At 40.7% G+C, this 26,142-nt stretch carries 21 protein-coding genes; 3 read left to right on the forward strand and 18 right to left on the reverse strand.

The annotated features are described in order from the left end of the window. Positions 1–67: 67 nt before the first annotated feature. The 5 genes from secF to queA all read right to left on the reverse strand — a co-directional run bounded on the left by secF (position 68) and on the right by queA (position 5,564). The gene (gene secF, locus FLM54_RS13650) at positions 68–1,015 is read right to left on the reverse strand and encodes a protein translocase subunit SecF (protein WP_178956651.1); all 948 of its coding nucleotides are present in this window, start codon (positions 1,013–1,015) and stop codon (positions 68–70) included. 9 nt (positions 1,016–1,024) lie between these two features. Beyond that, a complete protein-coding gene (gene secD, locus FLM54_RS13655) occupies positions 1,025–2,884 on the reverse strand; it encodes a protein translocase subunit SecD (protein ID WP_010391748.1) in 1,860 nt (619 codons plus the stop codon). Between the two features lie 19 nt (positions 2,885–2,903). After that, complete coding sequence (gene yajC / locus FLM54_RS13660; protein WP_010391747.1) at positions 2,904–3,239, reverse strand: preprotein translocase subunit YajC; 336 nt, start codon at positions 3,237–3,239, stop codon at positions 2,904–2,906. Positions 3,240–3,265: 26 nt separating this feature from the next. Then, complete coding sequence (gene tgt / locus FLM54_RS13665; protein ID WP_054202633.1) at positions 3,266–4,393, reverse strand: tRNA guanosine(34) transglycosylase Tgt; 1,128 nt, start codon at positions 4,391–4,393, stop codon at positions 3,266–3,268. Positions 4,394–4,532: 139 nt separating this feature from the next. Further along, positions 4,533–5,564 carry a tRNA preQ1(34) S-adenosylmethionine ribosyltransferase-isomerase QueA gene (gene queA / locus FLM54_RS13670; RefSeq protein WP_138606589.1) on the reverse strand — a complete coding sequence of 344 codons (1,032 nt, stop codon included), beginning with the start codon at positions 5,562–5,564 and terminating at the stop codon, positions 4,533–4,535. Positions 5,565–5,820: 256 nt separating this feature from the next. On the opposite strand from queA, the gene FLM54_RS13675 reads away from it, so the two are divergent. Both FLM54_RS13675 and FLM54_RS13680 read left to right on the forward strand, forming a co-directional pair. Further along, positions 5,821–8,352: an EAL domain-containing protein gene (locus FLM54_RS13675; protein WP_178956652.1), complete on the forward strand. Its 2,532-nt coding sequence runs from the start codon at positions 5,821–5,823 to the stop codon at positions 8,350–8,352. 187 nt (positions 8,353–8,539) lie between these two features. Continuing rightward, positions 8,540–8,743 carry a hypothetical protein gene (locus FLM54_RS13680; protein WP_010391740.1) on the forward strand — a complete coding sequence of 68 codons (204 nt, stop codon included), beginning with the start codon at positions 8,540–8,542 and terminating at the stop codon, positions 8,741–8,743. A gap of 45 nt (positions 8,744–8,788) precedes the next feature. Here the strand turns inward: FLM54_RS13680 and FLM54_RS13685 are convergent, their stop codons facing one another. From FLM54_RS13685 to FLM54_RS13715, 7 genes are all read right to left on the reverse strand, one after another. Next, positions 8,789–9,706, reverse strand: a complete 918-nt coding sequence (locus FLM54_RS13685; protein ID WP_010391738.1) for a hydrogen peroxide-inducible genes activator — start codon at positions 9,704–9,706, stop codon at positions 8,789–8,791. Positions 9,707–9,787: 81 nt separating this feature from the next. Then, entirely contained in the window at positions 9,788–11,056 is a 1,269-nt protein-coding gene (locus FLM54_RS13690; protein ID WP_138606597.1) for an inorganic phosphate transporter, read from the reverse strand. Between the two features lie 39 nt (positions 11,057–11,095). After that, a complete protein-coding gene (locus FLM54_RS13695) occupies positions 11,096–11,770 on the reverse strand; it encodes a TIGR00153 family protein (protein ID WP_008114817.1) in 675 nt (224 codons plus the stop codon). A gap of 150 nt (positions 11,771–11,920) precedes the next feature. Continuing rightward, positions 11,921–12,622 (reverse strand): phosphate signaling complex protein PhoU, encoded by a 702-nt coding sequence (gene phoU / locus FLM54_RS13700; RefSeq protein WP_010391735.1) that lies wholly within the window; start codon positions 12,620–12,622, stop codon positions 11,921–11,923. A 44-nt stretch (positions 12,623–12,666) separates the two neighbouring features. After that, positions 12,667–13,494 (reverse strand): phosphate ABC transporter ATP-binding protein PstB, encoded by an 828-nt coding sequence (pstB, locus tag FLM54_RS13705; protein ID WP_008114812.1) that lies wholly within the window; start codon positions 13,492–13,494, stop codon positions 12,667–12,669. A 19-nt stretch (positions 13,495–13,513) separates the two neighbouring features. Continuing rightward, entirely contained in the window at positions 13,514–15,163 is a 1,650-nt protein-coding gene (pstA, locus tag FLM54_RS13710) for a phosphate ABC transporter permease PstA (protein ID WP_178956653.1), read from the reverse strand. A 15-nt stretch (positions 15,164–15,178) separates the two neighbouring features. After that, positions 15,179–17,413: an ABC transporter permease subunit gene (locus FLM54_RS13715; RefSeq protein WP_178956654.1), complete on the reverse strand. Its 2,235-nt coding sequence runs from the start codon at positions 17,411–17,413 to the stop codon at positions 15,179–15,181. Positions 17,414–17,834: 421 nt separating this feature from the next. On the opposite strand from FLM54_RS13715, the gene FLM54_RS13720 reads away from it, so the two are divergent. Then, entirely contained in the window at positions 17,835–18,341 is a 507-nt protein-coding gene (locus FLM54_RS13720) for a glycine cleavage system protein R (protein WP_178956655.1), read from the forward strand. A 70-nt stretch (positions 18,342–18,411) separates the two neighbouring features. Here the strand turns inward: FLM54_RS13720 and FLM54_RS13725 are convergent, their stop codons facing one another. From FLM54_RS13725 to FLM54_RS13750, 6 genes are all read right to left on the reverse strand, one after another. Further along, positions 18,412–18,867: a hypothetical protein gene (locus tag FLM54_RS13725; protein WP_178956656.1), complete on the reverse strand. Its 456-nt coding sequence runs from the start codon at positions 18,865–18,867 to the stop codon at positions 18,412–18,414. A 144-nt stretch (positions 18,868–19,011) separates the two neighbouring features. After that, a complete protein-coding gene (locus FLM54_RS13730; protein WP_178956657.1) occupies positions 19,012–22,128 on the reverse strand; it encodes an efflux RND transporter permease subunit in 3,117 nt (1,038 codons plus the stop codon). Positions 22,129–22,136: 8 nt separating this feature from the next. Further along, the gene (locus tag FLM54_RS13735) at positions 22,137–23,636 is read right to left on the reverse strand and encodes an efflux RND transporter periplasmic adaptor subunit (RefSeq protein WP_178956658.1); all 1,500 of its coding nucleotides are present in this window, start codon (positions 23,634–23,636) and stop codon (positions 22,137–22,139) included. Then, complete coding sequence (locus FLM54_RS13740) at positions 23,626–24,951, reverse strand: TolC family protein (RefSeq protein WP_178956659.1); 1,326 nt, start codon at positions 24,949–24,951, stop codon at positions 23,626–23,628. Before FLM54_RS13740 ends, FLM54_RS13735 begins: the two co-directional genes overlap by 11 nt. Positions 24,952–25,059: 108 nt before the next feature. After that, positions 25,060–25,434 carry a hypothetical protein gene (locus FLM54_RS13745; protein ID WP_178956660.1) on the reverse strand — a complete coding sequence of 125 codons (375 nt, stop codon included), beginning with the start codon at positions 25,432–25,434 and terminating at the stop codon, positions 25,060–25,062. 63 nt (positions 25,435–25,497) lie between these two features. Beyond that, entirely contained in the window at positions 25,498–26,106 is a 609-nt protein-coding gene (locus FLM54_RS13750; protein WP_010391723.1) for a paraquat-inducible protein A, read from the reverse strand. Between the last annotated feature and the right edge of the window lie 36 nt (positions 26,107–26,142).

Below are 26,142 nucleotides of genomic sequence, written 5' to 3' on the forward strand. Positions count from 1 at the left end.
TTATATAGGAGGCAATAAAAAACCGCTCACTAGGAGCGGTTTTGTTTTAAGAATAATTTAATCTCAATTAAGGTATTGGATCTAAATCAGCGCCTTCTTTTTCAATCACTTCTGGTATTAAATCTTCTTTACTTACGCCCATGGCAATAGCCACCGAGCTGGCAACGTAAACTGAAGAGTAAGTACCAATAAACACACCAAATAGTAGTGCAGTAGCAAAGCCATGAATGGTTTGACCGCCCCATACAAATAACGCAATCAGTACTAAAATAGTAGTGATTGAGGTTACTAAGGTACGGTTAAGTGTTTGCGTAAGCGAGATATCAATAATTTCAATCGTGTCGTCAATGCGCACTTTGCGGAAGTTTTCACGAATACGGTCTGATACAACAATGGTATCGTTTAGTGAGTAACCTATCACGGCAAGTATTGCTGCCAAAATAGTTAAGTCAAACTCTAAACCAAGCACCGAGAATAAACCAATCGTAATGATTACATCGTGTAAAAGCGCGCCAACTGCGCCCACAGCAAAACGCCATTCAAAGCGAAACGCCACATAAATTAAGATACAAATAAGTGCAGTTAACATGGCAAGGCCACCCTGCTCTTTTAAGTCTTCACCTACGCTTGGACCTACAAACTCAATGCGGCGCATTACTACGCTATCATCAGCTTGTTTAAGGGCAGCAATTACTTGGTTACCAATTACTTCTGCTTTTACATCATCACCGCGAGGGGCTAAACGGACCAGTATTTCTTGGCTTGAGCCAAAAAGCTGTACCGATGCATCAGCAAAATCATTTTCAGCTAGTACATTACGTACTTTTTTCAGATCGGCTGGTTGCGAAAACCCCACCTCAACCGCTGTACCGCCGGTAAAATCTAAGCCGAAATTTAAGCCTTTAACAAAAAGTGACGTCAGCGACGCTATAATTAATAGCGTAGAAAAGCCCATTGCCACTTTTCGAAGAGACATGAAACGAAGGGTTTTTCCGCCCAATCTTAAAATTTGCATGTCTGCTCCTTAAATTGAAAGTTTATCAACACGTTTACCGCCAATAAATAGGTTGATAACCGCACGGGTACCTATAATTGCTGTAAACATAGAGGTTAAAATACCAATTGCTAGGGTTACCGCAAAACCAGCAACAGGACCGGTACCAACAGCAAACAAGATAATCGCCGCAATTAATGTGGTGATATTGGCATCAAAAATAGTACTAAAGGCGCTATCATAACCAAAATGAACTGCTTGTTGAGGGCTGCGGCCATCGGCTAGCTCTTCACGAATACGTTCAAATATAAGTACGTTCGCATCAACTGCCATACCAACAGTCAGTACAATACCAGCTATACCCGGTAAGGTAAGCGTTGCACCAGGAATTAATGACATAACACCAATAATAAGTACTAAGTTGGCAGCCAGTGCAATATTCGCAACAAGGCCAAAACCTTTGTAGTAAATAAGCATAAAGGCCAGTACAAACGCAAAGCCAAGAGCTACAGCGGTCATACCTGCTTCAATGTTTTCTTGACCTAGGCTTGGCCCAACCGTACGTTCTTCTACAATTTGAATAGGCGCAACCAGTGCACCCGCACGTAGTAGTAAACTTAAGTTATGTGCTTCAGCTGGGTTATCAATACCGGTAATGCGGAATGAACGGTCAAGACGCGCTTGAATGGTTGCTACGTTAATAACTTCTTCCACTTTAATTGGCGGAAGTGCTTTACCGTCACTGTCTTTTTTACCTGATGGCTTGTATTCAATAAACACGGTAGCCATACGTTTACCGATAGCACGCTTGGTAAAGGCATTCATTTTTGCCCCACCTTTACTATCGAGTTTAATGCTTACTTGTGGACGCTGGTACTCATCTGCACCTGACTGCGCACCAGTAATATGGCTGCCTTCAAGAATAATGCGTTTTTTTAGTACCACAGGATAACCATCACGGCTCATGATCATTTCAGTACCCGGTGGGATACGACCTTGAGCAGCGGCGCTTATGTCAGCATTTTCGTCAACCTCACGAAACTCAAGCGTTGCCGTAGCACCTAAAATTTCTTTAGCGCGAGCGGTATCTTGAATCCCTGGTAATTGCACAATAATACGTTCAGCACCTTGACGCTGTACGTTTGGCTCTGCAACCCCAATTTGGTTGATACGGTTACGAATAATAGTTTCGTTTTGCTTGATAGCATAGTCACGAATTTCTTTTAGCTTTAGCTCACTCATAGTGGCAAAGAATGCGTTATCGTTACTGCTATCATCAATGTAAACGTTTAATGGGTAACGGCTTTCTAAAAAGCGCTCTGCAGCGTCTTTATCTTCTTCGTTACGCATTTCTACACGCATGCGCTCAGAACCAGCTACGCGGCGCACACTCCGATAACGTAGTTTTTCTTCACGCAGGTCGCTACGGAAATCTTGCTCCATCTGCTCTAACTGATTATCCACCGCAGTGACCATATCGATTTCCATGGTGAAATGTACACCACCACTTAAATCTAGGCCTAACTTCATAGGATTACCGCCCAGCGACTTTAACCAAGCCGGTTGTGCAGGAGCCATATTAATCGCTGAGATATAATCGTTACTTAGCGAGTTACGCAGTAAGTCTTGTGCTTTTAGTTGGTCTTCAACATTTTTAAAACGAACAAGAATTTGCCCATCTTCAAGCTTTGTCGATTTAGCGCTTACGTTGTCTTTTTTGAGGATTGCGTTTACTTTGTCTACAACACTGAGGTCAACATCGGTGCCTTTAGCGCCAGAAACCTGTATGGCCGGATCGCGGCCATACAGGTTTGGTGAAGCATATAAAAGGCCAATGGCTAACACAGCTAAAACAAGTAAATACTTCCAAATTGGAAACTTGTTTAACACGGGGTCGTCCTTATTATTTTTATAGCGACTTCATTGTGCCTTTAGGCAATACAGCAGATACTGCTGATTTTTGTACTGTTACTTCTGCTTGCTCATTTAATGAGATCACGATGAAGTCTTTATCTTCAGCAATTTTTACGATTTTACCCACTAAACCACCTTGGGTTAGCACTTCATCGCCTTTTGCCATCGCACTCATTAAGCTTTTATGCTCTTTTACGCGCTTTGCTTGCGGGCGGTAAATTAAAAAGTAAAAAACCAAACCAAAAATCGCTAACATAATTAGCATTTCCATACCACCGCCTGCTGCAGGTGCACCAGCGCTTGCATGCGCGTTTGAAATAAATAAACTCATAATACTTCCTCTTTAATTTTTAAATTTTAATTTGTTGTATCAGCTAGCTCTGGCACTTCTTGGCCTCGGCGAGCGTAAAAATCGTGGACAAATGTCTCTAGTTGACCTTCGCTAATAGCATTACGCAAACCTTCCATAACACGTTGATAGTATCGTAAGTTATGGATAGTGTTTAGTCGTGCACCCAAAATTTCGTTACATTTGTCTAAATGATGCAAGTAGGCGCGCGAATAATTTTTACAGGTATGGCAATCACACTCTGGATCAAGTGGACCCGTATCTGTTTTATGCACTGCGTTACGGATTTTAATGGTACCCGTTGTAATAAATAAGTGACCATTACGTGCATTACGCGTTGGCATTACACAGTCAAACATATCAATACCACGACGAACCGACTCAACTAAGTCTTCTGGCTTGCCTACACCCATTAAATAACGTGGTTTGTTTTCTGGCATTTTATAAGCACAATGATCAAGAATATTAATCATTTCATTTTTAGGTTCACCAACCGATAAACCACCAAGTGCATAGCCATCAAAACCAATCTCTTCAAGGCCCGCTTGTGATTGTGCACGAAGCTCAGGATACATACCGCCTTGAATAATACCAAACAATGCTGACGGGTTGTCGCCATGCCCTTCTTTTGAGCGCTTAGCCCAACGAAGAGAAAGCTCCATAGAGTCTTTGGCTTCTTTTTCAGTGGCAGGATATGGCGTACATTCGTCAAATATCATCACGATATCTGAGCCAAGATCACGCTGCACTTCCATTGATTTCTCTGGCGACATCATAATTTGATCACCATTAACTGGCGATTGGAACATTACGCCTTCTTCAGTGATTTTACGCATTGCGCCAAGGCTAAATACTTGGAAACCGCCTGAGTCAGTAAGAATTGGGAAGTCCCAGTTCATAAAATCGTGTAAATCACCATGCTGTTTGATGATTTCAGTACCTGGACGCAACATTAAGTGAAATGTATTGCCTAAACAGATTTGTGCACCCGTTGCTTTAACTTCATCAGGTGTCATGCCTTTAACCGTGCCATAAGTGCCTACAGGCATAAACGCTGGTGTTTCTATTACACCTCGGTCAAAAATCAAGCGACCGCGGCGTGCTTTGCCATCGGTGCAGTCTAATTCAAATTTCATAATATCCTCTGTGTCGGAAAAACAGTCCAACAAGCTATAATTTAACCGCTCGATTCTACCCTTTTTACCACCCTATTACTATTAGCAGTGATAAATTCACTGTGCTTAGGAGTAAAATAAAAACCGATAACGCTGTAAATTATTTACGGGTCAAAAACATCGCATCGCCATAGCTAAAAAAGCGATACTGTTGTTCAATCGCAGTATTGTAAGCACCCATAATATTGTCTTGCCCTGCAAAGGCACTGACCAGCATAATTAGGGTTGATTCAGGTAAATGGAAGTTGGTGACCATGGCATCAACAACGTTAAATTGATAACCTGGGAAAATAAAAATATCGGTATCACCAAAGTAAGTATCTAACTTGCCGCCATGTATTTTTGCTGCCGACTCTAGTGAGCGAACTGAAGTTGTACCTACCGCAATCACACGCCCGCCTTTAGCTTTAGTGTTTGCAACCGCATCCACCACAGCTTGCGGTACTTCAATATATTCAGAGTGCATGATGTGCTCATCAACACTTTCAACCCTAACTGGCTGGAATGTACCTGCACCAACATGCAAGGTAACAAACGCCATTTGTACGCCTTTATTTTCAAGCGCAGCCATGAGTTTATCGTCAAAATGAAGGCCTGCGGTTGGTGCAGCTACGGCGCCTGGCTTTTCACCATATACTGTTTGGTATCGCTCTCGGTCCGCTTCATTATCTGGGCGATCAATGTAAGGAGGAAGCGGCATATGGCCAACATCATTTAAAATGTCGAGCACATTTTCACTGCGGTCAAACTCAAGCTCAAATAACGTATCGTGGCGTGCCACCATAATGGCTTTTGCTTTGCCCTCTAAAATGAGTACATTGCCCGGTTTTGGCGATTTACTAGCACGAATGTGCGCAAGAACCCGGTGTTCGTCTAATACACGCTCTACCAGCACCTCAACCTTACCTCCTGATTCTTTTTGACCAAACATACGCGCAGGTATTACTTTGGTGTTGTTAAAAACCAATAAGTCGTTTTCGTTAACCAGTTCAAGAATGTCACTAAATATTTTATGCTCAACAGCACCGCTCGGCCCGTCTAAGCTTAATAAACGGCTACTAGTTCTGTCTGCTTTTGGAAAACGAGCAATTAATTCATCAGGTAAGTCAAAGCTAAAATCAGCTACGCGCATTGTTAGAATTCCACATCATTTAAAATCGCGCCAAGTGTATATCTATACTTAAACAACCACAAGGTACGTGCTAAATTACACTATAATGGTATTGCTCAATAAACTTATTTATTAAATTAAGTCAATTATTACTACAAATAGATTTAAGATTGATCGTTAGATTTAAGGCCGCTCTATAATAAATACGCTTGTTCTTAGCACTAAATATCATTACTCTTATAGTTTTACGATCTGCATTTCTCGGAGTGGTACCTAAGTGGCAAAACAGCTTAAATTGCTAATATTAAATGCAAGTAATGATGAGCGCCAGACTATACGTGCCACGCTGGAGAGGCTTAGTGTGTTTGAGTTTATTGAAGCCTCAGACAGCCAAGATGCGTTAAAAATCTTAAAGAACCAAAGCGTAAATATAATCATAACCGGATTAGATGTAGGTAAAATTGATGGCTGGCGGTTTTCACGTATGATCCGCTCTGGTTTACTTAACACGCCGAAAAATACGCCTATTTTACTTATTCCGCCCATTTATTGTGAGCGTATCGCCGAAACTACCGCACGTAGCTATGGCATAGATGCAGTACTGCCTTTTGAACGCCAAGATATATTGCCGCAAATACTAGCAAATGTGCTGTCGAGTCATTTAGAAAAAAGCAGTCGCTTAAACCTGTTGTTATTAGAACCCTTTACCAGCAGAGCATACGACATGAGTGAACAATTAAAGCTTAACTTTGCAATTACTCATGTTACTAACGAAAAAGCCGCGCTCAGTGCCTATAATCAACAGCCGTTTGCTATCGTGCTACTCGATGCCACTGCAGCACAAGCTGAGAGTTCAAATCAATTAGTAGAAAAGATTTTGCAGCATAACCCTCAGCAAGCCATTGTTACTATTATTGATAAAAACGATGCTGATTACGCTGAGCAGTTATTACTTTCTGGCGTTACCGACTTTATTCGCGCCCCTTACGATCCCTCATTTTTAAATAAAGTCTGTGATCATGCAGCGCGTCGTGAAGATTTTATGGTGAGCTATGCTGAGTTTGCTAACAAAGTGCAGCAATTAAGCATTAGTGAAGTAAAATATCGTGACCTATTTTCAGCGCATCAGCGTATTTTATTGCACCTGAACACGGTTGTACTTGAACTAGACCAACAAGGAAGTATTCGCTTTATAAACCCGGCGTGGGAATCTCTAAGTGGTTTTGGAGTTAAGTCGTCCTTACAACAACCACTCACTGCGTTTTGTACCACAGAATATAAACAGTCATTACAATCAACCATTGATGATATTTTACAAGGTGGCGCGAACAAACAAAAAATAGAAGTTAAACTGAGCCAAAAAAATGGTAACTCAGTGTGGGTAGAATGTCGGCTTCAGTTAATAAAAAATAGCAGCAACAACGCCACTATCACCGCCACACTCGATAACATTCATGAGCGCAAACAAGCAGAGTTGCAATTGCGCCATTTAGCCCTGCATGACACCTTAACAGGGCTACACAATCGTTATTATTTTGACCAACAGCTTAACTATATTTGCCAGAGCGAAAACACCCATACAAATATTGAACACGCGCTTATTTATATTGACCTTGACCACTTTAAAATAATAAACGACAGCAAAGGCCACCAACAAGGTGACATTGTTTTAAAAGAAGTGGCGCAGCTATTTATTGCCAATATTAGTAATGAGCATCTAATCTGCCGTGTCGGTGGCGATGAGTTTGCGGTGATACTTAAAAATACCAATTTATTGGATGCACATTTAATTGCAGAAGGGATTTGTAGTGCCATTGAAGGCAACCAATTTAAATCTGAAGAGCAAATCTATTCAATTAGTTGCTCGATTGGTTTAACCCAAATTACCGCTGATAACTGCGATCCAAATGAATGCTTAAAGCAGTCAGATATTGCGTTATATATTGCTAAAAATTTAGGCCGTAACTTAGTACACTGTTATTCAAAACAAGATGGTGAGAATAATGCGCTGCAAACGGGTTTAGAGTGGGGCCATGGGGTACGTCAAGCACTCCAACAAGACAGTATAGAGCTTCATTATCAACCCATTTGGGATTTTAAAACAAATCAGGTTGCCTACTTTGAAGTACTGCTAAGGTTAAAGCTAGACGACGAACTTATTTACCCTAATCAATTTATTCCCTCATTGGAAATGCTCAACGATACCTTTTTAATGGACCAATGTGTTATTCGTAACAGCATTGCGAGTGTTGCTGCACATCCAGAGCTTCTTCAGATTGCAATAAACTTATCGGCACAATCATTTTTAGATGAACGTTTACTGCCATTAATAGAATCGACCCTTGAGAAGTATCAAGTGTCTCCTGCGAAAATTATTTTTGAAATAACCGAATCGGCCAGTATTAATAATTTAGCGGCGACACGAAAAATGATTGAACGACTAAATAATTTAGGTTGCCACTTTTCAATTGATGACTTTGGCACAGGATTTAGTACCTTTAATTACCTTAAACAATTACCAGCTCAACACGTAAAAATTGACGGCTCCTTTGTACGCGATATGCTTAATGACTCCATTGATTTAGCGCTAGTAAAGGCCATAAATGACATCAGTCGCTCACTAAATAAGCGCTCTGTTGCTGAATATGTAGAAACTGCAGAAGTGTTTTTTGCACTTAAAGAAATTGGTATCGACTATGGGCAAGGCTACTTTATTGCTCGCCCTGTACCAATTGACAAGGTACTGATTGAGTTAGAAAAAATTAAAAACAACCCTATTTTTTATCAAGACACCCTCACGTCACTATAAACATTAATAAACAAATTTAAGCAATTTATTACTTTCAAATTTGCCCATCTAACCTATACTTTGCTTATCGGCAGCACAATGTCATGAAAATTAAGTGATTACCTTGATTTTACGTGACATCTTTATTTCTTATCGTCTAGATGTCTATACTGTTAAAGGTGGACATAGGGGCATGAGGAGGACGTTTATGACGCAACTAATCACGTTATTATTGTTTATACACTTTGCTATTGCGCTTCAATGTTACAAGTATGCCCAGATTAAAGGCTACCCTGTAAAAACCTTCACAGTGCTTGGGCTGGTCCCGTACTTTAATGTTGTTGTATGGGTTTACTTACTATTTTTACCGCCGCTAGAGAGCTACCACAGCCAGCATAAGCAGCCTCTATAATTCCCCGTGTTATTTAGCGTATTAATTAAAATACGCTTTTTTTACCTATTTAAAATCAACACTACACTGCTTTTTCAAAAAGACCTCTAATTGTTGGCTAAACAATTTAAAGTCACGAATGCGCCCTGTTGTTTTACGCCACAATACACCAATATCGCGATAGGCATCACCTTGCGATGGCGTAGCTAGCATGTTTTTGTTTTCTAAAATACCTGCATTAATCGCCATTTGCGGTAAAAACGTCACGCCAAGTTTATACTCAACCATACTCAATAAAGTATGTAAGCTAGCCGCCTCAAAGGGATTTATACAGCTAGAGCGATTTAAATGGCACGCACTGAGCGCATGCCCTGTCATACAATGCTCTCGCTCAAGTAAAAATACACTGGCTTCTGGTAATAAATTAAAGTCTTCAATGCCTTTGGCTGGCGTGTAATCTTTATGGTGCACTAAACTAAAGTGATCTTGTGCTAATACTTGGGTATGAAATTTATCAGTTTCGTAAGGCAGCGCTAATAATGCTAAATCAATTTGCCCATGCTCTAACTTATCAAGCAACTTATCGCTGGTGTCTTCAATCAATACCAACTCTAAATCTACAAATGTTTGCTGACAAAAGTGATACAAAGGCGCTGCAATAAAGCTCGCAATCGTAGGAATAACACCAACCGTTAATGTACCACTAAGCGGTGTTAAAAAGCTTTTAGTTAACTCTTTTAAACTAATAGTATCGTTGATTATTTTTCTTGAACGCTCAACCACCTCTTCACCAATAGTGGTAAACATTAGGCTGCGATTTTCTCGCTCTATAAGCTGACATCCTAAAGTTTCCTCTAGGTTTTGAATCGCAGTACTGAGCGTTGACTGACCAATAAAACAGGCACTTGCTGCTCGGCCAAAATGTTGATGTTGATGTACTGCTAATAAATACTGCAGCTGTTTAATACTAGGGAGATTGGTCATGTTTCTTTCCACAAATAAAAAGACCCCAACACCAAGGGCATTGAGATCTTTTCAAGCTAAAAGTCTTTTAAGTACTTTTTATTAAACCCCAAAGGCGGTTCTTAGTACGTAGAAAATAACAATAGCAAGGGCAGCACCAACTGGCAATGTAATTACCCAAGAAACTACAATATTTCTTATTACACCCATGTTAAGTGCGGCAATCCCACGTGCCATACCTACACCCAACACAGCACCTACTAGGGTTTGTGTGGTTGAAATAGGTAAGCCTGTGCCCGATGCAATAACAACGGTAGAGGCAGCGGCTAATTCAGCAGCAAAACCACGGCTTGGTGTTAAATGAGTAATACCTTCACCAATGGTTTTAATTACTTTTTTGCCTAAAATAGCAAGACCGGCAACAATACCAAAACCACCTAGTGGTAATATCCACCAAGCAATAGCGGCTTTCTTAGCAATTTCACCGTTGTTTTCAACAATGTTTACAACTGCTGCTAGAGGTCCAATTGCATTAGCAACGTCGTTAGAACCATGGGCAAATGCCATACAACAAGCGGTTAGTACCATAAGTACCGCAAATACTTTTTCTACATTGTTAAACTGCATTTCTCTATCCGCTTTAGGATCGATATTTAAACGAGAAATAGCAATTTTACCGATAACAGCAACCAGTACCGCTATACCAATAGAAATAGCAAAACCTTCAACGGTACCTAAATTAATACCAATGTGCTTTAAGCCTTTCTTAATGGTCACTAGTGCCATAATAAAGCCAGCTAAACCCATGTATATTGGGACAAAGCGCTTTGCATTTTTAAGTGGAGCGTCGGTATCAAAAATCAGCTTTTGCGCACTCATAAATATTAAGTAAGCTATGAAACCTGATATCGCCGGCGTTACAATCCAGCTACCTACAATACCAGCAACTTTACCCCATTGAATAGCCTCAGTGCCCACAGCAACAAGAGCAAAACCAATGATCGCGCCAATGATTGAATGAGTAGTCGATACCGGCCAGCCTAAAAAGGAGGCCATTAATAACCAACTGCCCGCGGCAAATAAAGAAGCGATCATACCTAGAACCATCAGTTCAGGAATGTCGGCAAATGGGGCAGCATCAATAATTCCTTTACGAATTGTTGATGTTACTTCACCACCGGCTAAATAAGCACCTGCGAATTCAAAAATCATCGCGATAAAAATCGCTTGTTTAATAGTAAGTGCTTTTGAACCTACTGATGTACCCATCGCGTTGGCAACGTCGTTTGCGCCAATACCATAAGCCATAAAAAAGCCGACTGCTGCGGCAATTAAAATTAATACCGTGCCGTAAGATGCAATGATATCCATTGTGTAACCTTAATCTTTCGTGTTTGAACTGATTTTAAATTAACGAGCTAACATCAGCTCAAGACGTGATCCTACGCGCTCTGCAATATCTGCAAGCTCACCGACCCATTCAATGATTTTGTATAAAAACATCACATCAACTGGATTTAGCTCACTTTCTACTTTACGTAGCTGGCGGCGTATTCTAATTTGCATTTCATCCGTGTCTTGTTCTATGGCATCCAATTCTACGAGCATTTTTTCAACCAGAGTTACTTCCCTGCCTTTAAAGCCCGTTTCTAACAATTCTTCTAATTCATTGATCGCTTTAGATGCTTGTTTAGTTGCATCGACACAACGAGTGACATATGCCAAAAAGTCTTCTTGGATCTCTTTTGGTATGATCATTTCACGACCAATTACACGCCCAGCAATATCTTTTGCTTTGTTAGCAATTTTGTCTTGTTGGGTTACTAATTCGAGCAGATCTGTACGCTCTACTGGCATAAATAGCCCGCCAGGTAGTTGTAAACGTATAGTTCTTTTCATTTCATCAGCTTCACGTTCTAAATTACGAATGGTTAAACGTAGCTCTTCTGCTTGTTGCCACTCTTCTTTAAAAACATGATTAAAAAAAGGTATCAAACTTTCGCTAGCTTGATGAGCCTTCCTGATGTGTTCTTCTATTGGTTTTATAGGGGATTTAGCAAAAACACCTAAAAAATTTGTTGGCATAACTGACCCTTTAATCAATTCAATATGCTGTTCAGCCTGAATTTTACAGCATTAAGCTAGATTGTGAACGCTTTTTCTCATTCAATTATTTACAAAAAATAAAAAAGGCAGTGTATTACTGCCTTTGATATTTTTTGGTTATTCGTATCACTACAGTGATTTTTCAATATCTTCTTGAGATGTATGACGAATATCTTTGCCGTTTACAAAATAAATGACATATTCAGCGATGTTTTGACAACGATCGCCGATACGCTCTAATGAGCGAACAGACCATACTAAATCCATAATTTTTGGAATTGAGCGCGGATCTTCCATCATGTAGGTCATTATTTGACGAGTAATTGCTTCATACTCTCTATCTACTTTAGCATCCTCTTTATGCACTTCAAATGCGCGTTGCACATCCATACGTGCAAATGCATCTAAAACGTCATGCAACATTTTAGATACTTGGCGACCCATATTTTCAATGTTTACTAATAAATCTTGTTGATCCTTAGTAAATGAGTCTAGTGCAACTTTAGCAATTCGCTTAGCTTCATCGCCAATTCTTTCTAAATCAGCAATGGTTTTTGCTATTGCAATTACTAAACGCAAATCACTGGCTGCAGGTTGGCGCTTTGCAATAATACGGGTGCAATCTTCATCAATACTGACTTCCATTGCATTAACTTTATAGTCGTTTTCACGTACTTTTTGTGCTAATACAGCATCGTTTTGGCTTACTGCATCAAGCGCACTATTAAGTTGTTGCTCAACTAATCCACCCATACTTAGTACATGGTTACGAACATCTTCTAGCTCTTGATTAAAACGACCAGAAATATGTTTATTAATGTTGTGTTCCATAATGACCTTCTTTAATAATTCATTGCTTTCGCGTTTTAACCCGACTAGCCGTAACGACCAGTAATATAATCTTCTGTTTTTTTCTTCGTAGGCGTCGTAAATAAAGTATTAGTATCTGAATACTCAATCAGCTCACCCATATACATAAACGCTGTTTGATCAGAAACACGAGCCGCTTGTTGCATGTTGTGAGTAACAATAACCACGGTAAACTTATTCTTTAAATCATTAATTAGCTCTTCGATTACTAAGGTTGAAATCGGGTCGAGTGCTGATGTTGGTTCATCAAGTAGTAATACCTCAGGCTCTATCGCAATAGAGCGGGCTATAACTAAACGTTGCTGCTGACCACCCGATAAACCAAATGCGCTATCGTGCAGTCGGTCTTTTACTTCATCCCAAAGAGCCGCACCACGTAGCGATTGCTCTACCACTTCATCTAGCTTACGCTTTTCTTTAATGCCTTGCAGGCGAAGGCCGTAAACCACATTCTCATAAATTGATTTTGGAAATGGGTTTGGACGCTGAAACACCATGCCGACATTACGACGAAGGGCTGCAACATCAACGCTTTTATCGTAAATATTCTGTCCATGCAGCATGATTTCGCCTTCAATACGACAAATATCAACCAAGTCGTTCATGCGGTTAATACAACGTAATAAGGTTGATTTACCACAACCTGACGGGCCGATAAATGCTGTTACTTGGCCTTTAGGAATATTCATATTTACTTTACTCAGTGCTTGTTTATCACCGTAGTAAAGGTCGAGATCTTTAATTTCTAGCGCTTTTTGTTCGTCTGTTAAATTATTTAAATCTAACTTCAAGCTTGGCTTTGCTTGGTTTACTTTTGGAGCGACTGTAATCATGTTTGTTACCTATACTAAATTAATGCTCAAGCGATCTGAATTTTTCACGTAAATGGTTACGTATACCAATGGCTGTGATGTTAAGGGTAATAATAACCGACACTAACAAAAAGGCCGTTGCATATACCAGCGGACGCGCCGCTTCAACGTTCGGACTTTGAAAGCCAACATCGTAAATATGAAAACCTAAGTGCATGAACTTTCTGTCTAAATGTATATATGGGAAGTTACCATCAAGCGGTAACGTTGGCGCCATTTTTACCACACCCACCAGCATAAGCGGTGCAACTTCACCCGCAGCACGAGCAACCGCTAAAATTAATCCCGTCATAATTGCAGGGCTGGCCATAGGAATAATGATTCGCCATAGCGTTTCTACCTTAGTCGCACCCAGTGCTAATGAACCATCGCGTACTGTACTAGGAATACGAGATAAACCTTCTTCGGTTGACACTATTACCACAGGCAACGTTAATATAGCCAAGGTAAGTGCCGACCACATCACGCCAGGAGTACCAAATACAGGGGTAGGCGATGACTCAGGATAAAATAATTGGTCAACACTACCACCAACCATATAAACAAAGAAACCTAAGCCAAATACGCCGTATACAATAGACGGAACACCCGCCAAGTTAATAACCGCAATACGGATCATTTTAGTAATTGCGTTTTTAGCCGCATACTCATGTAAGTAAATAGCAGCAACCACGCCAAATGGCGTTACAATCACAGCCATTAACATCACCATAAATACCGTACCAAAAATAGCAGGAAATACGCCACCTTCGGTATTGGCTTCACGTGGGTCATCTGAAACAAACTTACCTAACTGCACAAAGTAATGACCTAGTTTAGCAAAAAAGCCCATGTCGTTTGGAAACCATACGTCCAACACTTGATATAGCGGGATTGTAACAACCTCACCACGCATATCTTTTACGATTACTTGGTCACGTTTAGCTTGTTTACGCAGTGCAAATAGCTCTTTTTCTAATTCGCCATATTTCGTACGTAAATCAGCACGCGCTTGAGCAAGTTCAGCAACACGCTCGTCGGTTAGCTCATTATCAAGCAAATAGGCTTTTTCCTGTAAACGTAAACGCTCTAGCTCATAGTTAATATGCCCTATGTCGCCATTTTGCAAATCAAGCGCTTCGTCGTTTAAGTCAACCGCACGCTCTACAAGGTCATGTAAGGTTTCAACTTTATCAGCTGTTACCGTTTCGCCATCTTTAATGACGCTCTCTACATACCCATAAAAGTTACCGTTTTTACTACGCTCAAACACCGCGAGCGCTTTGGGCGCTGAACTTTGTTTAATATCGGTTTCGAGTATCCAGCGAAAATCTAAATCAACATACTCACGGTTACCTGTTTTAATCAGTAAACGCTCAACCTCGTCTTTTTCAAATTTAGAAACATCAATACCCGTTGCCGCTAAGCGCGACTTAGGTACTAATTCACGGTCATAAATTTCACCAATAACGGTTTGCTTAGCAATTGAACCTTCAAGCTCATACTGCATAACTTGAGATGGCCAAAAAAAGCTTAGTCCCTTCCATGCAATCATGGCGAGTAAACCAATTACTGAAATTAAACTGATGCTGACAGCACCACCGGTCATCCAAATCCAAGGAGAACCAGACCTAAACCACTGCTTTACCATGTCGTGTTTCTCCACTTACATTGAGCTGTATTTTTCACGCAGCTGCTGACGAACAAACTCAGCAACTGTGTTGAAAATAAAGGTGAATATGAATAATACAAAGGCGGCTAAGAATAGAATTCGGTAATGCGAACTCCCTACTTCCGACTCAGGCATTTCGACGGCGATATTAGCGGCTAAGGTACGCATGCCTTGGAAAATACTCCAATCCATAATTGGGGTATTACCGGTAGCCATAAGTACAATCATAGTTTCGCCTACGGCACGGCCTAATCCCATCATTACTGCAGAAAAAATACCTGGGCTGGCGGTTAATAACACCACACGAATTAGGGTTTGCCACTGCGTAGCACCTAATGCTAACGAGCCATTTGATAAATGTTTAGGCACACTAAATACCGCATCTTCGGCAATTGAGAAAATAGTGGGAATAACCGCAAAGCCCATCGCGATACCCACTACTAATGAATTACGCTGATCGAAGGTCATGCCTAATTCATTAGTTAGGTATTGACGCACATTGCCATCAAACATCCATAACTCAATACTTTCGCTCATCGCAAACGACAACCAACCAATAAATAACACCACTGGTATTAATAAAATTGAATGTGAGCCTTCAGGGATTTTATGGCGAATAACCGCAGGTAATTTATTCCAGCCTAAAGCGGTTGCTAAAATACCCAATGGCAGTAACACCAGCAAACCAACAATAGCCGGCAAGTGCTCTTCAATTAAAGGCGCTAACCACAAGCCAGCTAAAAAGCCGAGTATTACCGTAGGCAGAGCTTCCATTATTTCAACCGTTGGCTTTACCACACGGCGCAATTCGCTCGACATAAAATAAGCAGTATAAATAGCGGCTGAAATAGCAATAGGTACAGCAAATAACATTGCGTACATAGCAGCTTTTAAAGTACCAAATGAAATTGGCACTAGTGAAAACTTCGATTCAAAATCATCACTGGCAGAAGTAGATTGCCAAATATAACCCGGCTCTGGGTAGCCTTCGTACCATACTTCTTGCCAAAGCGCTGACCACGTTACTTCTGGATGCTCGTTATGAATTTCTAAAACCGTCAGCTTGTTATCAGCTAAAATTAGCGCCGCATTTGAACGCGGAGCAATAGCAAACTGTTCAATTTCACCATCACTGACTTTACCTTGCCATAACTTTGCTTCACTGGTGGTGTAATAAAGCCCTAATTCACCATTTTGACCCGTTGTAAAAAAGGTACGACGATAAAATTCAGTAAAAATATTCAGCTTGCTTTGTTTGGTAGTTTCAAACGAACGGATTTTTTGAAATTCACGCCCTGAGTCTGTATTGATTTCAAACCACTGGGATATTTCACCGTTATCATTGGCCAACATCAGTGAGTTTGCACCAGCCAATAGTTGCGATGACACTATATTCGCGTTTTCTTCATTGGCAGATAATAATTGAATTTGCTCAACTTCACTTGGGTAGCGGGTATCGAATACGTAAATTTGATTGGCAGAACGAACAAATGTGCGGGTGGTATCTGGCGACATTAATAGCTCATCTACGCGACCATCAACGTTAAGCTCGGTGCGTTCCACTTGCCATTCAACTTCACCGGTAAACATATTTTCTTCGGCTACAAAGCTACTAAATACCACACGTTTATCGGCAGTAAGTGCCACAACGGCTGTTTTGTCTTCATAATGGCTAAAGGCAAAACGCTTAATAGCTGTACCTTGCTCATCAACTTCGAGTGCCATTTCTCCTAGTGGATAACCTAAACGCGGAGTTAGCTTACGCTCATTATTAGGGAAGGTGACTAAAAACTTAGGCGCGACAATAGTTACGGTGCCATTTTCTAAACCATACGCATAATGCCCTTGAAAAGGAGCACTGTTTGCAAAACTGCTTACCCGCGCGGATAAAGTGGCATTAAGTGTTTTTAGTTTTTTACCAAACTGTGCTTTATCAACACTGTAGAAGTTAACTTGACCTTGATCATCAAGTAAATATGCAACCTCAGTTTGCTCCTCGACACCAAGCCCTACTATTTGCTCAGCATTAGCAACATTAAAGCTAGCGCGCTTTTCAACTTTGGCTGACTCGAAAATGGGCTGCACTACATAAAGAAGGTAAAAGAAGATCAATAGCAGCGCTATTAATACCATTATACCGCCTGCGGTTATACCAAACTTAGCAAACCGGTCTTTAAATAGACGGCTTCGATCCGTATTAAAAGTCGGTTTATTCGGATTTGAAGTCATCAAAACACCCTTATATCTTAACGTTGGGCGCATTATATTTCATCAAAGTGACAGTAATGTTACAGTCGTAATAATTCTTTACTTATAGAGAGTCTGTTCATCTTTGCAGATTAAATTTACAGCTTTTTGAGCAGGTTGTAGGCAAAATTACAACTTCAAATAATACTAAAGAATTATTTATTTTAGTGGTTATATTTATTTTTGCGTTATTAATGAACTAAATCAATTATTAATTGGACAAACTATTTATCCAAGACAATACTCAATGGGCATCTAATATAACAATAATAAAGTAACCTCCTAAGATGTAACAATCCTTTTGTGGTTAGCTTTTACATACATTTAGAATCAAATACATTAGATCGCATCACTTAATGCCTATGCATTTATTTTTTCATTTGGGCTTAAAAAGAGAACTATTATGAAGCAGTTGGTAATAACTATTTTAGGGGAAGATCGCCCCGGTTTAGTAGAAAGTATTTCATCGGTTATATTAGAAAACCACGGCAATTGGTTAAGTAGTAACTTGAGTCACTTACTCGGTCACTTTGCAGGCATTATACAGGTTGAAGTGGCTGAAGAACATTTACAGACATTTCAAAATGCGCTCAATGGGCTTCCTAAGTTAGATGTTCGCATTGAAAAGGGCAACATTGAAATTGAGCCAGTAGAGCTTGAGCAGCTTAATTTTGTGATCACTGGTAACGATCGCCCTGGTATAGTGCAAGAGCTAGCAAGTGTTATTCGCCATAAAGGCGCGAATATTACAAACTTAAACTCTAGGCAGCAAAGTGCGCCAAATTGGGGAGTGCCAATATTTAGTGCCGTTGCCACCGTGAGCCTACCTAACGGATTAAATAAAGAAGAAGTTATTAATGCACTTGAGTCAATTACAAGTGACTTAGTAGTGGATGTAGAGCAAAGCTAAATCAGCCCTACTAGTATGAACACGAAAAAGGCGCTAATTATAGCGCCTTTTTTATGCATAACACCCAGTGCTACATATCTACATGACGGTTAATACTTTGCATCATCTGCTTCAGACCTTGCTCTTCGAGCTGTAAGATCTCCTCTAGCTTTTCTTGAGCCTCTGGTGACTGCGCTTTATCTGCCAAATAACTATATGCATTTAATACTTTTTGATGCTGCTGAGATAAATACTCTTGAATCGCTATTTCATCTAGCTCATTACTGCGATCTAAATCAGTAAAGCTAATGATTTCTGAGTGCTCTGAAAAATATTCATAACAGTATGTATCTAAAGTATTTATTTCAGTGATTGCTTTAAACCCGATTAAATCCTCAGCAAGTTTTTTTTCATACTCAACACAATAATCAATTAACTGTTTGTTATGCTCTCCAAGTAAATCCCTTACGCTAAAAAAATTAGCCGCCATTTGTGTATGAAACTGAACGGTCCAATCGAACACTTCTTGAATTGTTTTAACTTGCATGTGCGTTCCTTACTTTTTAAAACTATTGATTAAATAGATGCGTGAATCATGCCAATAAGAAATGCAATAAAATCAGTAGATAAAGAAAAGATTGCCTAACTTGTACTGATATTTTCAGTACAAGTTACATAATCAGTGTAAATATTATAGGTTGCGCTTTCGCCACAATAAATACACAGCAGGCAATACCAGCAATGTTAAAACAATGGCGCTAAACATACCGCCGACCATAGGAGCGGCTATTCGACTCATTACTTCACTGCCCGTGCCTGTACCATAAAGCACCGGTAATAAGCCAATAACTATGGTTGCCACTGTCATCATTACCGGACGTACTCGTAGACCCGCACCTTCTAGTATCACCTGTTTAAGCTGCTCTGTACTCAAGCTTTTACCCATTTTAGAAGCAGCCTCTACCTGCGCTTTATAGGCTTGGTTTAAATAAACCAACATTATAACGCCTATTTCTACGGCCACCCCAGCAAGGGCAATAAAGCCGACTCCTACAGCAACAGAGAAATTAAAGCCTTCTAAGTACATTAGCCAGATACCTCCTATCATCGCCAGTGGTAAAGTCGCCATAATAATAAATACCTCGGTGAAACTTCTAAAGTTAAGGTAAAGCAATACTACAATAATGGCTAAGGTCAGCGGCAACACATAACTCAGTTTGGCTTTGGCACGCTCCATATATTCGTATTGCCCAGCCCAAGTTATAGAGTATCCAGCAGGTAAAATTAGCTGCTCGTTTAGTAACTGCTGAGCATTTGCTACATAGCTACCAATATCTGTATCTTTAATATCAATAAAGCTCCAACCATTTAAACGGGCATTTTCACTTTTTATCCCAGGCGGGCCATCACTAATAAATACATCCGCCACATCAGCAAGTGCGATACGTTGACCCGTTGGAGTAACAATAGGTAAAAGCATCAGTTCTTCAGGGGAGTCACGGTACGCTTGCGGATAACGAAGATTTACAGGGTAGCGCTCTTGACCCTCAACCGTTTCAGTCACGTTCATGCCACCAATTGCGGTTGCGACTACTTGTTGCACATCAGCAATATTTAAACTGTAGCGCGCTGCTTTTTCACGGTTAATATCTACCTTAATATAACGCCCACCCGCTACACGCTCTGAGTAAACAGACGCCGTACCGGGAAGATCTTTAAGTAATACCTCTATTTGTTGACCTATTTTTTGAATTTCATTCAAATTAGGGCCCGCGACTTTTATACCCACAGGGGTTTTAATCCCTGTAGCCAGCATATCTATCCGTGTTTTAATTGGCATTACCCAAGCGTTCGTCAGCCCAGGAAACTTAACTAAAGCATCCAGCTCTTGTTTGAGCTTTTCAGTGGTCATGCCTTCGCGCCACTGATCCTTAGGCTTAAACTGTATAAAGGTTTCAATCATGGTCAGCGGTGCCGGATCGGTTGCCGTTTCCGCTCGTCCAATTTTACCAAATACGGTTTTCACCTCGGGCACAGTGGCAATCAATTTATCGGTTTGCTGCAATAGCTCGCGCGCCTTACCTATTGAAATTCCTGGATAAGTAGTCGGCATATACATTAGATCCCCCTCATCAAGAGGTGGAATAAATTCACTGCCTATTTTATTTATCGGATAAAAGCCCATTAAAGTAATAACTAGCGCAATCAGCAAGGTACTTTTCGGAAATTTTAATACTAGATTTAACAGCGGCTTATAACTATTTACCAGTAAACGGTTAACTGGATTTTTATTTTCAGAGATCACCTTACCCCGAATGAAATAACCCATCAGCACGGGTACTAAGGTAATTGCTAATCCAGCAGAAGCTGCCATTGCATAGGTTTTTGTGTACGCTAATGGCGCAAACATTCGCCCTTCCTGAGCTTCTAAAATAAATACCGGCATAAAGCTCACGGTAATGATTAATAAGCTAAAAAATAACGCAGGCCCAACTTCACTGGCAGAGTCAATCACCACTTGCCAACGGTTTTCATCTGTTAGCGGTTTTTTCTCCATATGCTTGTGCATGTTTTCAATCATCACAATCGCACCATCAGTCATAGCACCAATCGCAATAGCAATCCCGCCTAATGACATGATATTGGCGTTAATTCCCTGCCAGTACATAATAATAAAAGCGGTGAGTATGCCTAACGGTAAGGTAATAATAGCCACCAAAGATGAGCGTACATGAAATAAAAACACCACACACACTAAAGCCACTACAATAAGCTCTTCCATTAATTTAGAGGTGAGGTTATCAACTGCGTCTTTTATTAAATGAGAGCGGTCGTACACAGGTACAATTTCAACCCCCTCTGGTAGCCCTTTTTTAAGTGACTCTAATTTAGCTTTAACGAGCTCTATGGTTTTTTGCGCGTTTTCACCAAAGCGCATAACCACTACGCCACCTGCCACCTCGCCTTCGCCATTAAGCTCGGCAACACCGCGGCGCATTTGCGGACCTAAACGCACATTAGCAACATCACGTAACTGTAGCGCAGTACCGTTAGCGTTTATACCTAAAGGAATGGCTTCTAAATCAGCAACACTTTTTACGTAGCCAGTACTGGTGACCATGTATTCAGCTTCTGCCATCTCAACTACCGATGCACCCATTTCTTGATTACCTTGCTTAATGGCAGTTTGAATAAGGCTTAGCGGAATACCATAAGCACGAAGCTTATCGGGCTGAACGTTTACTTGGTATTGTTTAACCATGCCGCCTACCGATGCCACTTCGGACACACCAGGTACAGTTTGCAGTTCAAATTTTAAAAACCAATCTTGTAAACTGCGTAATTGGCTGATGCCATGCTTACCGGTGGTATCAGTGAGTGCATATAAATACACCCAGCCAACGCCGGTGGCATCGGGGCCAAGCTCTGCAATTGCCGTACTAGGCAAACGGGCAGATACTTGACTTAGATATTCCTGAACACGACTTCGTGCCCAGTATAAATCAGTGTCTTCGTCAAAAATAACGTACACGTAGGAGTCGCCAAAGAAAGAAAAACCGCGTACTGTTTGCGCCCCAGGTACCGATAGCATTGCCGTGGTTATAGGAAATGTAACCTGATCTTGCACTACTTGCGGCGCTTGCCCAGGATAAGAGGTTTTAACAATAACCTGTACATCTGATAAATCGGGTAAGGCATCTACAGGCGTATTTTTTACAGCATACAAGCCACCACCAATCAGTATTGCGGTTAGTAACAAAACAAAAAAACGGTTAACAACAGACCAGCGAATAATTGCAGTAATCATAACCACTCCTAGTGATGCTGACTGTGCGTAGCATGCACAGGCGTTATTGTATGAATCACAAATTCACCTTGCTCAATGCTAAAGGTAAAAGTAACTTCATCGTTAGGCTTGAGCATCTCAGTCATTACATTTTTTGCTAGTATAAAGTCCATTGTTGCAGGTCCTCGGCCCCACTTTTCAATTGCCTCACGGCTGATATTCACAATACGATTATTAGCATCAATACTATTAATTACTCCATTCACAGTTGCCGTATTTGGGTTGGCATCACTCATTTGCATACTGTTATGCGAAACTGCTTGCATACGTTTAAAGTCAGAGTTTTTACTCGACTCTGAATCAATTAAAAACTGTGCTGAAGTAACCACTTCATCGCCTGCCATAACACCTGATAAAATTTCGGTATTAGCCGCATCACTTCGCCCTAAAGTTACCTCGACCGATTTAAAACGACCTTCCCCAAGTGCAACTACAACACGGTTTTGGCTACCAGTGCGAATAACAGCTTCTTTAGGTACGATTAACTGTTTTTCAGCTACTTGACTATGAATACTGACTTGAGCAAACATATTAGGCTTTAACTGATGGCCTTGGTTATCAAAGCGCAAACGTACTCTTAAAGTACGATTTTTAGCATCTAAGGTAGGGTAAATATAATCCACTTGCCCTTGCCAGCGTTGGCCACTTAAATAATCGAGTGTCATGGTTACAGGCAAACCAACACGAATAAGTTCTGCTTGGCGCTCAAATACCTCAGCCTCAACCCATACTTCATCAAGCTGAGCAATACTCATCATTGAGGTATCAGGTTTAACATAAAATCCTTCACGAATATTAAGCTCATCAACAACACCACCTTGGCGGGCATAAAACGTTATGTTTTGCAGTACTTGCTGACCTTTTTGCAGACGTGAAATAAAGCCATCAGACACATTGAGTGATTTTAAACGGGCTTTAGCGGCACGAATTAACACCGGATTATTGCGCTTTAACGCTAACACAAACTCTTCTTGTGCATTCACTAGCTGTGGTGAATATAAGGTATAAAGTGGCTCATCTTGTTTAACCTGATCGCCCGCGGCTTTAACGTATAAGGTTTCGACCCATCCCTCTACGCGCGGATGAATATGAATTAGCTGGTCTTGGTTGTATTGCACATAACCTACGGTGTTAACTTCATTTTCAAGTGCTGCAAACGCAACAGGCGCTGTGCGCACACCTAGATTATTAATCACAGTGGGTGAAATTTTAATACTGCCAGGCCCTTCATTTGCGCCACTGTCTGGCTCTTCGTAAACAGGCACTAAATCCATGCCCATGGGCGATAAACCAGGTTCGTCACGGCGATAATTACTATCCATAGGAGCCACCCAATAAAGCGGCTCTTTTTTGCTACTGGCTTTACTGTCAGTTGGCATAGAGTGCTCACTAGGTAAGCTTAATAAAACCCCCGCAGTTAATGCCGCACTGCATATAGCCACCAGTGATAATTTTAAATTAGTATTCATAGGTCGACTCCTGCAGTGGTGTGTTTTTTAAGCTGATATCATCAGCACTGGCATAATAATTTAACCTTGCAATAATAATCTTTTGATCAACATGAATATTTAGTGCGTCTATCTTGGCATTTAATTGACTAATACGCGCTTGCATTACATCTGAGAAGTTACCATCATCGCGGGTATAGGCATTCAGGGTCGCTTGGGCCTGCTCGGCCATTTGCGGTAGCAGCTTGGTTTGATAAAGCTCGGCGCGCTGATGAAGCCTTGCTAACTGGCTAACTTCCTTAAAATACATTCCTTGTAGCTTTTTAAGGGCAATTAATTTTTGTGTTTTAGCCTCTTCGCTATCAGCAATGGCAGCATTTACAAGTTGATCTTGGCGGTTATCGGTAAACAGCGGCAAATCAATGCTTATACCCACAGAGAAAAGGTCTGCTCGCGAGCCGCCCATTGGCATATCATCGCGGTAACCGTACCCCATATTAACGCCAATTTGAGGTTTATAGCCTTGCTCAGCCACACTTATTTGAGTTTGCTTTGCCACTATTGCATTATCCATTGCCATAATTGCAGGGTGCTTTAATAGCATGGCCATCAGTTGTTGATACTCTAACTCGGTGTAGTTTTTTAATGCTGTAAGCTCTGAAAAGTCATCACTGACAGGCTGGCTAAGCATATCGATAGGCAACCATTGTGTTAGCCGCTTTTTAGCTCCTTGTAGCTGTTGCTCCAGTTGCATTAATTTATCTTCAAGGAGGGTTAACTCTAATTGCGCTCGAATAATATCTTGTTGGCGTGTTTTACCCACCGAGCTTACATAGCTTGATTCTGTAATATCAATGAGCTGAGTAAACAAGGCTTTATCTTGCTCAATTAGTGCAATGCTTCGCTGCGCTCTATAAGCATTAAACCATGACTCAGTAACTATGGTTTTTACTTGCGCGAGTCTATCTTTGCGCAGCCAAGGCTCTGCTGCAGCTGACTGAGAAAGAGCCTTTTGTTGAAGTGCTAGGCTATCGCCTCGACTCAGTGATTGGCTAATTCCCACTTTAAATTGGGTCATATTTTCTTGATCAAAAGCAAAACCATTAGTTGGTAGGTTCATTAACCCTAATGTAAGCACTGGATCAGGTAAGGTTCCTGCGGCAATACTTTTTGCTTCAATTGATGATTGTTTTTGCTTACTGGCTTTAAGCCAAGGCTCATGGTTTAAGGCATAGTTTATTGCCTCATTTAAACCTAGTTCAGCACTGTGTACAGAGACACTAATACTCAACAAGCTACTTATACACAAGGATTTTAATACTGCGAAGTGATTCATCACTTGCTCCACTTAAATTTAAAAATAACGAATGAAAACGATTAAATTTATAAGCAGATAGATGACAAAAAGCTAAATAACTAGATTTTAAATACACCTACCCTGCGATTATGCAGGCATAGGAGGACGGTAAAGAGAACGTGCAAAGTTAACTTGATGCTGTATTACAGCATGTTGCACTTTTTCAGAGGGTAATTTGGAGGCTATAAATAGTGAGTTTACATGCAAGGCTGAATGCGAACTACAAGCACTCATCGGGCAACTGCAATCTTGGGTTAACGTGCTTTGCTCACTACAGCAATCCATAGACAGGGTTGTTGTATCAGCGTCGTCACTCATAGCCATCTCACTATGCTGCATCGATGCATGGGTTGCCATGTTCGTATGCGGCATATCACATACCATAGATACAGACGCAACGGCTTGACCCACAAAGGTGAGTAACAAAGTTAGCGTGAGTAAAATACAGTAAATACGTTGCAATGAATTAACCTAAAAATAAATAGACGTTTAAAGTTTATGGGAACTGTGTTTAAAACTCAATAATTAACTGGTTTTTACTACTGGTTTTATGAAGCTACTGGCCGCAATGGCGAACAAGCAATAGCCGGTAAAATACCAAAAGCCAGTACCAAACTCAGCATGCATATTAAGTAAATCTTCTGAGTTCGCGTTTGCATTACCAGCCATGTAAGCCACTATTAATGCAATAACAAACACATCCACCATACTCCATTTACTTAAACCGATAATCACCTTACCAAGATTGTGCTTAAACGAAGTCTCCTTCAGCACACAATACAACAATTGAAGCAGCAGCTTAATTGTTGGGATTACCATTGAAAAAAACGCCACTAGTATCGCCACTAAGTAGTTTTTGTTATCGGCCAGTTCGTTAACGGTGCCCCAAATACTGCGCGTTTTTTGATAAGCGCTGATCTCGCCTTCAAGTTTATCTAACCCCAACATACTCGAGATCATCATTAGCATATTACGGGTGTTTTGATTCCCTTCATCTGCCAACATTTCGATGCCCGCCTCAGCAAGTTTAGACTTATCAATTTTACCTTCCATACTCAGTACGGGCTGAGTCACCCCGGGAATTAATAAAGCTAAGGCAATTAAAATAGTGGTAATAGGTAAAAATAAACGCATGGTGTAATACTAAGTAAAATCAATATGTGCCAATCA

This window comes from Pseudoalteromonas sp. Scap25 (genome assembly GCF_013394125.1).
GTDB lineage: Bacteria > Pseudomonadota > Gammaproteobacteria > Enterobacterales > Alteromonadaceae > Pseudoalteromonas.